General features: G+C 46.1%; 11 protein-coding genes and 10 tRNA genes. 20 read left to right on the top strand and 1 reads right to left on the bottom strand.

What is annotated here, in order from left to right:
• Window positions 1–37 precede the first annotated feature (37 nt).
• The 11 genes from EDM55_RS19205 to rocF all read left to right on the top strand — a co-directional run bounded on the left by EDM55_RS19205 (window position 38) and on the right by rocF (window position 2,261).
• Window positions 38–113, top strand: a tRNA-Asn gene (locus tag EDM55_RS19205).
• 4 nt (window positions 114–117) lie between these two features.
• Window positions 118–193: transfer RNA gene (locus tag EDM55_RS19200), tRNA-Thr, on the top strand.
• A 23-nt stretch (window positions 194–216) separates the two neighbouring features.
• Window positions 217–290: transfer RNA gene (locus EDM55_RS19195), tRNA-Glu, on the top strand.
• 84 nt (window positions 291–374) lie between these two features.
• A tRNA-Val gene (locus EDM55_RS19190) sits at window positions 375–450 on the top strand.
• Window positions 451–621: 171 nt separating this feature from the next.
• A tRNA-Tyr gene (locus EDM55_RS19185) sits at window positions 622–706 on the top strand.
• Window positions 707–726: 20 nt separating this feature from the next.
• A tRNA-Gln gene (locus tag EDM55_RS19180) sits at window positions 727–801 on the top strand.
• Window positions 802–808: 7 nt separating this feature from the next.
• Window positions 809–884 (top strand) — tRNA-Lys (locus tag EDM55_RS19175).
• A gap of 20 nt (window positions 885–904) precedes the next feature.
• Window positions 905–978, top strand: a tRNA-Arg gene (locus EDM55_RS19170).
• A 47-nt stretch (window positions 979–1,025) separates the two neighbouring features.
• Window positions 1,026–1,102, top strand: a tRNA-Pro gene (locus EDM55_RS19165).
• A gap of 8 nt (window positions 1,103–1,110) precedes the next feature.
• Window positions 1,111–1,184, top strand: a tRNA-Gly gene (locus EDM55_RS19160).
• A 180-nt stretch (window positions 1,185–1,364) separates the two neighbouring features.
• Complete coding sequence (gene rocF / locus EDM55_RS19155) at window positions 1,365–2,261, top strand: arginase (protein ID WP_092277472.1); 897 nt, start codon at window positions 1,365–1,367, stop codon at window positions 2,259–2,261.
• Window positions 2,262–2,369: 108 nt separating this feature from the next.
• On the opposite strand, the gene EDM55_RS19150 is transcribed toward rocF, so the two are convergent.
• Window positions 2,370–2,522 carry an aspartyl-phosphate phosphatase Spo0E family protein gene (locus tag EDM55_RS19150; protein ID WP_092277475.1) on the bottom strand — a complete coding sequence of 51 codons (153 nt, stop codon included), beginning with the start codon at window positions 2,520–2,522 and terminating at the stop codon, window positions 2,370–2,372.
• 178 nt (window positions 2,523–2,700) lie between these two features.
• Here EDM55_RS19150 and sigW point away from each other — a divergent pair, with 178 nt between their 5' ends.
• The 9 genes from sigW to EDM55_RS19095 all read left to right on the top strand — a co-directional run bounded on the left by sigW (window position 2,701) and on the right by EDM55_RS19095 (window position 13,883).
• Window positions 2,701–3,264, top strand: a complete 564-nt coding sequence (sigW, locus tag EDM55_RS19145; protein ID WP_092277479.1) for an RNA polymerase sigma factor SigW — start codon at window positions 2,701–2,703, stop codon at window positions 3,262–3,264.
• 17 nt (window positions 3,265–3,281) lie between these two features.
• Window positions 3,282–3,905, top strand: a complete 624-nt coding sequence (locus EDM55_RS19140) for a zf-HC2 domain-containing protein (RefSeq protein WP_092277482.1) — start codon at window positions 3,282–3,284, stop codon at window positions 3,903–3,905.
• A gap of 107 nt (window positions 3,906–4,012) precedes the next feature.
• Window positions 4,013–4,831, top strand: coding sequence for a diadenylate cyclase CdaA (gene cdaA, locus EDM55_RS19135; RefSeq protein WP_122961110.1), 819 nt, complete (start codon window positions 4,013–4,015; stop codon window positions 4,829–4,831).
• Entirely contained in the window at window positions 4,824–6,068 is a 1,245-nt protein-coding gene (locus EDM55_RS19130; protein ID WP_092277488.1) for a CdaR family protein, read from the top strand. Before cdaA ends, EDM55_RS19130 begins: the two co-directional genes overlap by 8 nt.
• Before the next feature lie 43 nt (window positions 6,069–6,111).
• A complete protein-coding gene (glmM, locus tag EDM55_RS19125; RefSeq protein WP_092277491.1) occupies window positions 6,112–7,458 on the top strand; it encodes a phosphoglucosamine mutase in 1,347 nt (448 codons plus the stop codon).
• 485 nt (window positions 7,459–7,943) lie between these two features.
• Window positions 7,944–9,776, top strand: a complete 1,833-nt coding sequence (gene glmS, locus EDM55_RS19115; protein ID WP_122961108.1) for a glutamine--fructose-6-phosphate transaminase (isomerizing) — start codon at window positions 7,944–7,946, stop codon at window positions 9,774–9,776.
• Between the two features lie 273 nt (window positions 9,777–10,049).
• Window positions 10,050–10,820, top strand: coding sequence for a TnsA endonuclease N-terminal domain-containing protein (locus tag EDM55_RS19110; protein ID WP_170184502.1), 771 nt, complete (start codon window positions 10,050–10,052; stop codon window positions 10,818–10,820).
• 240 nt (window positions 10,821–11,060) lie between these two features.
• Window positions 11,061–12,863 (top strand): TnsB C-terminal domain-containing protein, encoded by a 1,803-nt coding sequence (locus tag EDM55_RS19100; RefSeq protein WP_122961105.1) that lies wholly within the window; start codon window positions 11,061–11,063, stop codon window positions 12,861–12,863.
• Between the two features lie 72 nt (window positions 12,864–12,935).
• The gene (locus EDM55_RS19095; RefSeq protein WP_122961104.1) at window positions 12,936–13,883 is read left to right on the top strand and encodes a TniB family NTP-binding protein; all 948 of its coding nucleotides are present in this window, start codon (window positions 12,936–12,938) and stop codon (window positions 13,881–13,883) included.
• The last annotated feature ends 87 nt before the right edge of the window (window positions 13,884–13,970 follow it).

Raw genomic sequence — 13,970 nt, 5'->3', positions numbered from 1 at the left:
GCAGATCCAGTTTTGAAGGTGCGAATCCTTCAAACGTTCCTCGGTAGCTCAGTTGGTAGAGCAATCGGCTGTTAACCGATCGGTCGGCGGTTCGAGTCCGTCCCGAGGAGCCATTTCGCTCCTGTAGCTCAGTCGGTAGAGCGTTTCCATGGTAAGGAAGAGGTCGCAGGTTCGATTCCTGTCGGGAGCACCATGAACTCTTGTCCAGAATCTTATGGCCCGTTGGTGAAGCGGTTTAACACAGCAGCCTTTCACGCTGTCATACAGGGGTTCGAATCCCCTACGGGTCACCTATCACCCGCACTAGTTGTTGGGGCCCCCGCAAAGTACTCGGAATATGCTCCAGAGCATACTGTCTCTTTGTGGGGAAACGTGGAGGCTTAGCTCAGCTGGGAGAGCATCTGCCTTACAAGCAGAGGGTCGGCGGTTCGATCCCGTCAGCCTCCACCATTTACTTCGTCTTGGTTTCGGCTCGGGATCTCACCGTTCCGGTTCACCCTCGGAGTAATTTCAAAGGAGTTAAGCTCGGGTACATCTGATCTTGCTTGCCCACGTAGGACATTCGACGTAGAAGCGCAAGTAGGAAGCGATCCCGTCAGCCTCCACCACTTAATTAAATATGGGGAGATAGCGAAGTGGCTAAACGCGGCAGACTGTAAATCTGCTCCCTCTGGGTTCGGCGGTTCGAATCCGTCTCTCCCCACCAGTTTTTACTTTTTTTATTTTTGGGGTATAGCCAAGCGGTAAGGCAACGGACTTTGACTCCGTCATTCCTAGGTTCAAATCCTAGTACCCCAGCCATTTGCACGAGCCATTAGCTCAGTTGGTAGAGCATCTGACTTTTAATCAGAGGGTCGAAGGTTCGAGTCCTTCATGGCTCACCAGTTTTTACCCAATTAAATATGTGCCCTTAGCTCAGCTGGATAGAGCGTTTGACTACGAATCAAAAGGTCGGGAGTTCGAATCTCTCAGGGCACGCATTTTTTCCTTGCAACTTTTACTGTTCAGGGATAAGATAAATAAATCGGGAAGTAGCTCAGCTTGGTAGAGTACTTGGCTTGGGACCAAGGGGTCGCAGGTTCGAATCCTGTCTTCCCGACCATTTTTTTTGCGGGTGTAGTTCAATGGTAGAACTCCAGCCTTCCAAGCTGGTCGCGTGGGTTCGATTCCCATCACCCGCTCCATACGCAATATATAGAAGAACGAGTACCTGAAAAGGCTACTCGTTTTTTTGTTTTTCATTTAGACCAATGGGCCTAAATGGGTTAATTATGCAAAATCCTGTCGAGTTGAGTCAATTCTCTTTTCGAGGCTACAATAGAACTGTTGAAGTTAGATGCGAGCTGAGGGAAGGGAGCACAAATATGAACAAAAACATTAGCATTGTTGGGGTACCGATGGATCTAGGTGCGGACCGCCGCGGAGTTGATATGGGCCCAAGCGCCATTCGCTATGCAGGAGTCGTTGCCCGTTTGGAGAAAATGGGAATGAATATCCAGGATCGGGGAGACATCGCAGTAACTCGTCCTCATCAATTTTCGGAAACAGAAAATCATAAATATCTCGATGAAGTGGTCGATGCGAATATCAAGCTGGCTGAGGTTGTAAGCGATATCATGCAGGAAGGGCGTTTCCCTCTGGTACTCGGGGGAGATCACAGCATCGCTCTCGGTACCGTAGCAGGAGTAGCCAAGCACGTAAAAAATCTCGGCGTCATTTGGTTTGATGCGCATGGCGACTTAAACACAGGGGAAACCTCTCCATCTGGAAACATCCACGGGATGCCTCTGGCGGCTAGTCTGGGCTTTGGACATCAGCGACTGGTGAATATCGGCGGATTTGCACCAAAGCTGAAGCCGGAAAATGTTGTGATTATCGGTGCACGAGATCTAGACATGGGAGAGCGTGAACTTATCAAGCGCATTGGCATGAAAGTGTTTACGATGCATGAGATCGATAAGCTGGGTATGGCGCGTGTGATGGATGAAGCGATCGCGCATGTATCCAAGAATACGGACGGCGTGCATCTCAGCCTCGATCTGGATGGTTTGGATCCGCATGATGCACCAGGAGTTGGGACTCCGGTTATAGGCGGAATCTCATACCGCGAAGGCCACGTATCTTTGGAGATGCTGGCAGATGCGGACATTCTGTGTTCAGCTGAGTTTGTGGAAGTAAATCCAATTCTGGATAGTGAAAACCTCACGGCACGCGTCGCTGTCGCGCTGATGAGCTCTGCGTTTGGCGATAAGCTGCTGTAACCATCAGTCAGGATACCATACGAAATAAATATCAAAAGAGAGGGGCTAATCAGCCGCCTCTCTTCTACGTTTCCGCATCTTTACATCGCTGGGGGAAAACAGTACATTCTAAGGATGGAGATGCAGTTCATTTAACAGGTGATCGAGCTCTACACTTAGCTGAAGCAGTTCAGGAGTAATGGTCTCCTGTGCTTTGTACCGATCATTCATTTCTTTGCGGAGCTTTTCGATCTGGAGGAGAACGTCATTTTTTTTCGACATTTGGCCCACTCTCCTTTACAGCGTTAGGTTAAAAGGGCTACCATCACTATTATATAGAGGGTAAAGCTACGCTTATTCCTGTATTTCCCAACAAATTACCTGCACAAACATCAAAAAGTTACGAAACCATTTGCAGCATCATCCGTATATAGGATTACGGTATTGTGGGGAGGATGGCATGGATTTTGTAGAGAAGCGGTTAACTCAACGAGCGAAGAATGGTGACCGCGAAGCCTTTGCCGAGTTGATCGAGATTTATAAGGATAAGATATTCCAGCTTGCTTATCGTATGGTGGGGAACCGCCAGGATGCAGAGGACATCGCGCAGGAAACCTTTTTGCGGGTATATGCCAATTTGCATTCGTACGATGACAGCTTCAAATTCTCGACCTGGATCTACCGCATTGCGACCAATTTGTGTATCGACCGTGGGCGTAAGAAGCGGCCCGATTTTTCATTGGATGAAGAAACGGAGCCAGGGCAAGGCATGGACTGGTATTCGCGCTTGTCGTCAAACGAGCGTACACCGGAAGACAAAGTAGTCACGCAGGAATTGCAGGAGACGGTTCAGGATGCGTTGTCCCATTTGCAGCCCAAATACCGCTCGATCATGATCCTGCGATATATTGAAGATCTGTCGCTGCAGGAAATCAGCGATATTGTGAAGCTGCCTGTAACGACGATCAAAACGCGAATCCACCGTGGTAGGGAAGCCCTGCGCAGCAAGCTGCGATTGATGTGAGAAAGGAGAAAATCAAGATGGAATGCCGGGAAATGATCATTCTCATCCACGAGTATCTGGATGGGGACACTGATGAGCTGAGCAATCAGCATTTGCAAACACATATGAAAACCTGTGTGAGCTGCCGTCAGCATATGCACGAGTTGCAGCGGGCCATCGCTTTCGTGCAGAGTGCTTCACATATTCACGTTTCTCCTGATTTTACAGCCCGTGTCCTCGCACAATTGCCTGCTGAGACAAAGAAAAACCTGTTTTCGGGCTGGCTTCGGAGGCACCCGTTTCTTACAGCGGCCGCTGTCTTTCTCTTTTTGATGACGGGTAGCCTGTGCGCCAACTGGTTTGATCGGGATAATATCTTGCAAGTTTCCTCTGCAAATATGGATAAACTGAAAATAGATCGTGAACGAAATGTAGTTGTCGTACCAGCTGGCACCAGCATCGACGGTGATTTGGTCGTACGAAACGGAAATGTCGAAGTGCAAGGGCAAGTAAAAGGGAATGTAGTGGCAATCGAAGGAAAGGTATTCGTCGCCTCTACCGCCCAAGTAGCTGGAAATACGGAATCCATCGAAGCGATCGTCGATTGGATCTGGTATGAAGTGAAAAATATTGGAAATGACTTGCTTCCCGCCTTGCCATAAGAGAAAATAGAGAGTACAGCTATCTACAGCACGGCAGCGGAGCCGTGCTTTTTCCACAGGAGATAGCGTGACTTCATTGAGATGGAGCGAGATATGGGGGCTTCGTTATGATATCGTTGGATTATGGCGATTTGCTACGGTATGGAACGGACATTTTACTCGTTACATACGTGATTTATAAAATAATTATGCTCATTCGCGGGACGCGCGCAGTACAATTGTTGAAGGGGATCATGGTCATCGTGATCACCTGGCTCCTCAGCAAGTATTTTCAGCTCACCACCTTGCACTGGTTGATGTCGCAGGCCTTTACCTTCGGGGTATTGGCGGTCGTGATCATCTTCCAGCCGGAATTACGGCGTGCTCTCGAGCAACTGGGGCGAGGCAAGCTTTTTTCTCGCTCTAGCACCATTCAGGATGACGACATGGTCAATCGCTTGGTGAAGGAAGTGTGCAAATCGGTTACGTACATGGCCAAGCGTCGGATTGGTGCGCTGATCGTTATCGAGCGTGAGACGGGGCTGAATGACTACGTCGAAACAGGTATTGCGATCAATGGACGGGTGAGCTCCGAGCTGTTGATCAACATTTTTATCCCGAATACGCCGCTGCATGATGGAGCAGTGATCATGCGCAAAGACGTGATTCTGGCAGCTGCTTGTTATTTGCCGTTGTCGGAAAGCAACTCGATCTCCAAGGAATTGGGGACGCGTCACCGTGCCGCGATCGGGGTAAGTGAAGTCTCTGATGGTATGTCCATTATCGTGTCCGAGGAGACCGGGCAAGTGTCCTTTGCCGCACATGGTACAATGAACCGCAATCTGACAGAGGAACAGCTGGCTGAGATTTTGACAGAACAGCTTCAGCCTCTCTCAAAGAGCAAATCCATGGGAAGTCGTTGGCAATGGAGGCGAAAACATGGATAAATGGTTAAATAGTCATTGGTTTGCTCGCGCGGTCGCGTTGCTTTTGGCTGTCATGATGTGGATGGTCGTCAACCTGGAGACAGAGCAGACGACAACTCCTGAAGCAAGTCAGCCAGTTTTTATTGATGGGGTCAATTTGCATGTCAAATACGATACAGACCGCTTTCAGGTCGTCAAGCAACAACGAACGGTCAAGGTGGCACTCGAGAGCAGCAACCCGTTTTATCGCCATAACTTCTTCCCTGCTGATTCATGGGAGGTCTATGTAGACGCGACAGGGCTTGGCAAAGGAACACATAGAGTCCCTGTTCAGTACAAAGGCTTTCCGGATGAGGTGAAGGTAGGGATTATCCCGAATATCGTGGAAATCACCCTCGAGGAGAAAAAGACGGTGGAGCGGGAAGTGGATGTCGAAATGCTCGGGGTGGTCGCACCGGGATATACCGCTGGGGAACCGATTGTGAAGCCGTTCCGTGCGCTTGTGCGCGTGCCGGAAAGTCAGGTAGATAAAGTAGCTGCCGTGAAGGCGTCAGTCGATCTGGAAGGAGCCACATCGGCGATTAAGACTACAGTCCCACTCAAAGTGGTGGACAAGTCAGGAAATGTGATTCAGGGAGCAGACGTCGTGCCGCTTACCGTAGAAGTGAACATTCCTGTCACCAGTCCGTTCGTTAAAGTGCCAGTCAAATTAAACTTGACGAATGAAATGCCAAATGGCTATAGTTTGGCTAGTGTGGATATGAATGTGGAAGAAGTTACTGTATATGGACCAAAAGAGGTCATTGACGCCATGAAGTCGAGCACCTACTCAGGTCCGGAGATTGATCTGTCGAACATTACATCAGATCGTCTGTTAGAGCTAAAGATACCGGTAATGGATAACATCGTGAAAGTAGAGCCGGAGTATTTGAAAGTGTCGTTGAAGGTGGTGCCTTCTACAACGAAGCGTTTGGAAAAAGTACCGATCCGTATTAGCGGGCTATCAGAAAACTTGCAGGCCAAAGTACTGTCTACAGACGGTCAGGAGATGTCTACAATTGATTTTGATGCCGTAGGGGCGGCTCAGATTTTGAATCAGTTGAGACCGGAAGACTTGCAGGTCGTAGCCGATGTCAGCAGTATGCCGGCTGGAGTGTATGAGATTGCGTTGAACTACATCTTCCAATCTGATTACCTGAGGCCATCAGAAAGCGCACCCAAGAAGGTCACAGTAGAAATCACGAACAAGCAAAGGTAGACATAAGCTGTTGTGTGCACAAGGAAGGAAATGAGGGACAAACATGGGGAAGTATTTCGGAACTGACGGTGTACGCGGTGTGGCAAACGCACAGCTAACACCCGAACTGGCATTTAAAATCGGACGCGTTGGCGGTTATGTTCTCACGAGACACAAACAAGAAGGCAAGCCAAAAGTAGTGATTGGACGTGATACGCGGATCTCCGGTCAAATGCTGGAAAACTCACTTTTGGCGGGCCTGCTATCGGTCGGAGCTGAAGTGGTCAGATTGGGTGTTATCTCTACCTCGGGTGTGGCATACCTCACACGAGCGTTGGGAGCAGATGCGGGTGTCATGATTTCCGCCTCCCACAATCCGTTTCCGGATAACGGCATTAAGTTCTTCGGCAGCAACGGCTTTAAACTGTCCGATGAAGTAGAAGTAGAAATCGAACAATACCTGGACGCGACAGAGGACACATTGCCTCGTCCGACAGGTGAAAATATCGGAACGGTACTGGAGTTTTTGGAGGGAGGACAGAAATATCTGTCTCACCTGAAAAGCACGGTATCCGAGCGGTTTGACGGCTTGAAGGTCGTGCTGGATTGCGCGAATGGGGCGGTTTCCTCACTGGCAGCGCGCCTGTTTGCCGATGTCGATGCTGAGGTGATTACCATCGGTGCGAATCCGAACGGAATCAACATCAACGATCAATGCGGCTCTACTCATCCTGAGCGCGTTCAGGAGGAAGTGCTGAAACATAAAGCCGATCTGGGTCTTTCCTTTGACGGCGATGCGGACCGTTGTATCGCCGTGGATGATACTGGTGAAATCATCGACGGTGACTACATCATGGCGATCTGCGCGCGTGCGCTAAAAGCTAAAGGGAAGCTGAACAACAATACAATCGTGACGACCGTCATGGCCAACATGGGCTTTTTCAAAGGCATGGAGGAATGCTCCATCAATACCACCAAGACCGCTGTCGGGGACCGCTATGTAGTAGAAGAAATGCTGCGTGGCGGCTACAACCTGGGCGGAGAGCAATCCGGACATATCGTTTTCTTGGATTACAATACGACGGGAGACGGCCTCTTGACTGGCCTGCAGCTCCTCAATATCGTCAAGGAATCAGGAAAGCCTTTGTCCGAGCTCAAAAAGGTCATGGTGAAGTATCCGCAGCTTTTGATCAATGTGCGGGTAGAGGATAAATCCAAGCTGAATGGCAATGTCGCTATCGAACAGGCTATTCGCGAGGTGGAGGAGGAGCTGGCTGGAAACGGTCGCGTACTCGTTCGTCCTTCTGGCACGGAGCCAATCGTTCGCGTCATGGCAGAAGGTCCAGATGCATCTCAGCTCGAGGGCTTGGTTCATCGGATCGTCGACGTGGTCAAACAGGAATTGGTGTAAAAAATATGTGTAGGGAGTGGTTCGTGGCCACTCCCTTTTGCATACTAGTAAAAGACAAAGAGAGGATTGTCGCTAACAGCGAGATGTGGTACAGTGTTCATGTGCGTCTAGCTTTTGCACAATCTGTATGGGAAAGGGAGGCGATTCGCGGAAAAAGAACGAAGATCCGAAATGCGATGATCAACTTGTTGGAAAGCGCCAGCACTGCGGCAGACCGGATGTGCCCAGTGGACGAGGTGGAGGTTTATCGAAGGATTCGGCGGATACCTCCCGGGAGCAGTATCACTACCGTGGAGCGCAGGTACAAAATATCGGAGAGATCCGATGGACAAAATCCTGTGCATGATACGTTTTAGATTGTCAGTGGACGATTTACGATGAATGCAAAACGTGAATATATAAAATAAATGGAATGGCGGGGGCACACCCCCGTACCATTGGCATTGGGTTGTGTCCCCGCCTTATTTGGAAGGGGATCATCACTTATGTGCGGAATCGTTGGATATATTGGAAATAAACAAGCGCAGGATATTATCATCGGGGGTCTTCGCAAGCTGGAGTATCGTGGATACGACTCGGCTGGGGTTGCCGTAATCAACGAGAAGGGGTTGGAGCTGGATAAAGCACAGGGCCGTCTGGCTGTGCTGGAAGAGCGTCTGGAATCTCATCCGTTGGGTGGTTTTATGGGGATTGGGCATACACGTTGGGCGACACATGGAAAACCGTCTGACGAGAATTCTCACCCTCATACCGATGCAAAGCATTCTTTTGCTGTCGTGCATAATGGAATCATCGAGAACTTCCTGCCGATCAAAGAAGAGCTGCTGAGCAAAGGCTATACCTTTACTTCTGAGACCGATACCGAAGTCATCGCTCATTTGCTGGCTGACTTGTATGATGGGGATATCGTTTCGACTGCACGCAAAGCGGTACAACGTATGCGTGGTGCCTACGCTTTGGGAATCATGACCGAGCATGAGCCAGATAAGCTGGTGGCAGTTCGTCTGGCAAGCCCACTGGTTGTGGGTGTGGGCGATGGCGAAAGCTTCATCGGTTCGGACATCCCGGCGATTTTGGAGCATACGCGTGACGTGTACATTTTGAACGAAGGCGAAATGGCTGTGCTCACCCGCGACGGCGTCGAGCTGATGGATGCAGAAACCGGCGAGAAAATCGAGCGGGACCTGTTCCATGTTGAGTGGGATCTGGTGCAAGCGGAAAAGGGCGGCTACGATTCGTTTATGCTCAAGGAAATTCATGAGCAGCCACAAGCCGTTCGTGAAACCATGGGCGCTCGCATCGATCTGGAGCAAAAGCGTGTGATCTTGCCTGAGTTGAAAATGAGCGATGCTGAGCTGGCGAAGTACGATCGCATCTACATCGTCGCGTGCGGTACCTCTATGCATGCTGGGCTGGTCGGAAAAGATGTCATTGAAAAATGGACCCGCGTGCCTGTAGAGGTTGCTGTCGCATCGGAATTCCGCTACCGTGATCCGATCTACACAGACAACACCTTGATGATCGTCATCAGCCAATCCGGTGAGACGGCCGACACACTGGCTGCTCTGCGTGAAGCGAAAAAGACCAACGTCAAGGTCATGGCCATCACCAACGTAGTTGGAAGCTCCGTAGCTCGCGAAGCAGATGAGGTCCTTTTCACATGGGCTGGACCAGAAGTAGCAGTTGCGTCCACAAAGGCGTATACGTCCCAGGTCGTTACCTTGTATCTGTTCAGCTTGTATCTGGCACAGGTAAAAGGCACGCTGAAAGCGGCTGAGGTCGCTGAAGTGGTAGACCACCTGCAAGACATCCCTGCGAAAATCACTTCCTTGCTGGAAGACGCTGAGCAGGTACGTCACTTTGCTGAGAGCACCAAAGGCGTAAACAGCCTGTTCTTTATCGGACGCAGCCTCGACTATGCGGTGTCGCTGGAAGGCTCTTTGAAGCTCAAGGAGATCTCTTATATCCACTCCGAGGCGTACCCGGCTGGTGAACTGAAGCACGGTACCCTGGCGCTGATTGAAGATAACGTACCAGTCGTTGCACTGGCTACGCAACCAGATATCTACGAAAAAATGGTGAGCAACATCGTGGAAGTCAAAGCCCGCGGCGCACGCGTACTGGGCTTTGCCATGGAAGGCAACACTGACCTGGCGAAGAGCGTCGATGAGGTCATCTACCTGCCAACCACGCTGCCTATGCTCGCACCAATTCTGACCGTCATTCCATTGCAATTGCTGTCCTACTTTGCTTCTGTCGCTCGCGGCCTGGACGTGGATAAACCACGGAATCTGGCGAAGAGTGTGACAGTGGAGTAGGGGACGAATAGGGTATAAGGGTTGTTGTTGTGATTTATATCTAATGTTGTCACTGATTATACTTATTATTGTCACCATATTATAAGTAAAAGTGACAAATCTCTTTAAGACCTGATATGACAAATCGTTGTCATATCAGGTCTTTTTAGTTATTTCAAGTAGTTGGGTTTGATTAATACATTTTTGGGGAAAATGTCAATATACACTATAATAAATATTCATAGATATATTATGTTTTGTCATAATACGTACTTTTTAAACAGGGGGAATAATGTGATTTGGAACGATAGGGATTGGGAACAAGAGGACAAAACTTATGCTCCTAAAAGAAGAGTTGACAATAAGATTAGTTGGCAGATGCCACATATTATCGGTTCTTTTCATAGTAATAAAATGAATAGGGTAGTCGAATATCATTCAATGAATGAATATTTATTTTACTTTATCTTGGAGCTGGATACTTCCGTTATTAGATACTATGTCCAGCCAATTAACATTTTGGTTCCTTTTATGGACAAGCAGGGAAACAAAAAAACATGGTCACACGTCCCTGATGTTCTCGTATTTAGAAATGGCTTTGTTCCTTTGCTTTACCAAATAAAGGAGAAGGAAGCGGTTACTACAGCCACATATGAAAAATGCAACGTTCTTTGTAGGAAGTACGCTATGGATCAGGGTTGGCATTACTCGGTTACTTACCCTAAAGTACTTCCCAAAGTAATTCAAACAAACATCAAATTTTTAGAAGGCTTCATTAAAAAACGAAAGAACGCAGATCTATGGATTCCTGAATTAGTAAGAAGGATCAATCAACTTGGAAAATCCTCAATCGTTGATCTAGCCTATGATTTTTCTCTTCGAATTGACCCCTTGTTTATCCTCCCAATCATATATCACTTGATCGCTACCGGTGTTTTTAGCATCAGTCTGCACGAAAGAATAACCGAGTACAGCGAAGTTACTAATATCCCCTTTATAAATCAATTTTCAAACATATTGATTGAGGAGAGAGTGACCAATGAAACTTCAACAATTGAAAGTTAATTCTGAGTTACTACTTTACGGAAAAAAGTTTACTGTGATTTCTGTTGATCCCCCAAATGTCATCATTAAAAGAGAAAGTGACAATGAGGTTCTAACGTTCGAGTACATAAATTTGATTAGTAACCCTACATTTATACCTGGAAAATCAATGTTAAAAAAAAGGCCGAGCAAAATATTAAAAAATTTTACTCAGTTTTAGACTCACTCTCTGAACCGTTAAGACAAAAAGTCTCAGAGCGAATGGAGATTATTAGGCCACTTGTTGTATTGGATGATATAAAAAGTGGCGATGTTAGGGCTGTGTACGAATTCATGGAGTATCATCGAGAACTTTTACTGGAGAATGAAACGGTTTACGACATTACCCAAAAAGATATTGTAGATCGAATATCCAAAAAGGTCGGAATCTCCGGAAGAACTATAAAAAGATATCTATCTTCCTATAGGGCAGCCGAACGAGAAATGGAGCAAAAAGGTGAAGAGGGGTTAGTAACAAAGGCTGGAACAGGCTACATTCACCGGAAAGATAACAAAGCTTTGGAAATTTGTCATCCAAAGGATCCGCAGTGGGTCTTGGATGTATTACAAGTTCGCTTGGACGAAAAATATATTTCAATAATTAAAGCTATTATTGAACAGGAGTATCTCACAACAAAAAAGCCAAGTATAACTGCTATTTATCGATCCATTGAAATTAAATGTGCCAAGGAAGAAATTGACCCACCTCCTTATATTACAATCAATAAATTGATTAATCGGATTGATCCCAAAATCAAAGAGAGAATGCAAGAAGGGAAGAAGGCATCGCAAAAGTACGATCCAGTATTAAGAGGTTTTTCAAATGAAGAAGCACTATACCCTCTACATATCGTCGAAATTGATCACACCCAACTCGATGTAGATGTTATTGATGACAAAAGTGGTTTAGTCATTGGAAGACCTTGGATCACACTCGGAATAGATGTGTTTAGTCGAATGGTCTGGTGCATGTACATTTCATTTGAACCGCCTTCTGCAAACGTGGTAAGAAAAGCGATACAACATGGAATCCTGTTTAAGAATGTTAAGGCTAAGTATGGGTTAATCAATGAGTGGAACGTGTTTGGCATTCCAAAGATCTTCCATTTAGATAATGGACCAGATTTTAAAAGTACAGCTGTAAAACGCATGATTAATGAAACGTTGAAAGCAAATGTTAGGTACCGTCCCGTTAGAACCCCTCGTTATGGAGGAACAATTGAAAGGCTTTTCGGAACATTGAATACATCTATAATCCATGGTTGGGATGGTACAAGAAAAAGTAATGTAACCCAACTGGGAGAATACAACCCAGAAGAGGATGCAAAATTAACGTTGGGAAATGTTATTGAATTGCTGACACGGTACATTACAGACGAGTATCACATGGATGTCCACAGAGGCTTACCTCTGGATGCCAATCGGCCGATTACACGTTACATCGATGGTCTTAAACAAGTTGGTTATCCGGATTTTATCGATGATAGCGAAGAAGAAACATTAAAGATTGAGTTATTACCTACGATTATAAAGAGGTATACGCGAGATGGTATTCGGTTAAATAACGTGTTTTATAAATCAGATAAACTATCTAACCTCATAAGCACGACCAAAAGATATAAAGTAAAGTACGATATCGACGACATATCAAAGATCTATATCCAACTTCCTGATTCAACAGAATATGAAGAAGTGCTCGCAGTGCAGCCATCAGCTGAGCAATTGGAAAATGTTAATCTATACACTTACAAGAAAATCAGAGAGATTCTTGGTGAAGAAGCTGAACTAAAAAGTAAGCGTGTACCAGGTACACAAATGATTATGGAAGCAAAAATGCGGCTACGAGAAAGGACGGAGGAGCTTTACAAAAAAGGCCGAAAAGCTCGAGCAGCAGCTATGAGGATGAATTTTGAAGTCAACTTAACATCACCTAAAGAGACAAAAGAAGGTAAACATGTACCAATGGAAAGCGATTTAATTGCATTTATCAGGTACCAAGAACAGAAAAGAGAAGCAGGCAAATAAAGTGATTTAAGAGTAGTTACTTTACAAATAAAATCTTTCAAAACGGTTTTAAAAGAAAGTGGGAAAAATGCAATGAATCCATGTGAAGAATTAGCCAATCGTATTATCAATCTTTATGTACTTCATCCAAAGGTAGAGGAGATCTGGGCAACCTTGGACTCTATCCGGTTTCATCGAAGTAAAAAGAAATCAGCACCTCGGCATCTTTTTATTGTCGGTCAATCGGGTGTTGGAAAGTCCGAGATGTTAAAAAAGTACGTGGAACATAATCCAGGGTACATTCATGTAGACGAGGAAGGAACGGAATATGATATCAAACCTGTGGTGTTTATGGAGTTGCCCAACCCTTTTACAATATTGGAATTTTACCAGACCATCATTAAGGCTTTAGGAGCTCCACCAATTACGGGAGTTCCCAGAATTGGTGATGTAAAGCGGAGGGTGTTTACTTTATTAAAACACCAAAAAGTTGAGATGCTGATTCTTGATGAAATGAGTTACATTAAAAACACAAAATATGTAAAGTCCTCAGACAGTATGGAGGCATTGAAACATGTGTCCAATGAGGCTGGGATTTCTATCGTCTGTGTGGGGACACCAGATACAGAAGAACTGCAGAAATCAAGTTTTCAGTACTATAGAAGGTTTAGCTTGAGAAAGTTACTTCGATTTGAAACATGTAACGAGGAGTTTTGCAATTTTTTAACGGCTATCGAGGGACAAGTCGATCTTCCAGCTCCAATTGGCCTAGGTAATATGGAAACAGGATACCCTCAACTATTGCATTTATGGACGAAGGGAATTGTGGAGAGGGTTCATACATTGTTAATTGAAGCGTTTAAAATTCAAGGAGTATTAGACGAAGGGTTTAACGATTTATCAAAGGCCAACCTTACGATTGATATTTTGGTCAAAGCGAAGCAAATCACATTTGGCAGTGATATGGATGATGCTGAGTTTGAAAAAATGTTGAGTAAGGAAGATAGGGTAATAAACAAGAAAAAGGTAGCGTTATCATGAGTGGAGTCATATGATGACTATTATCTAACAAACCTGTTTAAATATTCTTAATGGTAGCTACTTTCCTTTGATAATAATGGTACGATT

The organism is Brevibacillus centrosporus, from assembly GCF_003710815.1.
In the GTDB taxonomy this organism is placed as follows: Bacteria; Bacillota; Bacilli; order Brevibacillales; family Brevibacillaceae; genus Brevibacillus; species Brevibacillus centrosporus.
This window is presented reverse-complemented; position numbering and strand designations above follow the sequence as displayed.

Bases quoted from the DNA above. Each gene is read 5' to 3' on its own strand.
- rocF (WP_092277472.1), top strand. From the start codon at position 1,365: ATGAACAAAAACATTAGCATTGTTGGGGTACCGATGGATCTAGGTGCG.
- EDM55_RS19150 (WP_092277475.1), bottom strand. From the start codon at position 2,522: ATGTCGAAAAAAAATGACGTTCTCCTCCAGATCGAAAAGCTCCGCAAA.
- sigW (WP_092277479.1), top strand. From the start codon at position 2,701: ATGGATTTTGTAGAGAAGCGGTTAACTCAACGAGCGAAGAATGGTGAC.
- EDM55_RS19140 (WP_092277482.1), top strand. From the start codon at position 3,282: ATGGAATGCCGGGAAATGATCATTCTCATCCACGAGTATCTGGATGGG.
- cdaA (WP_122961110.1), top strand. From the start codon at position 4,013: ATGATATCGTTGGATTATGGCGATTTGCTACGGTATGGAACGGACATT.
- EDM55_RS19130 (WP_092277488.1), top strand. From the start codon at position 4,824: ATGGATAAATGGTTAAATAGTCATTGGTTTGCTCGCGCGGTCGCGTTG.
- glmM (WP_092277491.1), top strand. From the start codon at position 6,112: ATGGGGAAGTATTTCGGAACTGACGGTGTACGCGGTGTGGCAAACGCA.
- glmS (WP_122961108.1), top strand. From the start codon at position 7,944: ATGTGCGGAATCGTTGGATATATTGGAAATAAACAAGCGCAGGATATT.
- EDM55_RS19100 (WP_122961105.1), top strand. From the start codon at position 11,061: ATGGAGATTATTAGGCCACTTGTTGTATTGGATGATATAAAAAGTGGC.
- EDM55_RS19095 (WP_122961104.1), top strand. From the start codon at position 12,936: ATGAATCCATGTGAAGAATTAGCCAATCGTATTATCAATCTTTATGTA.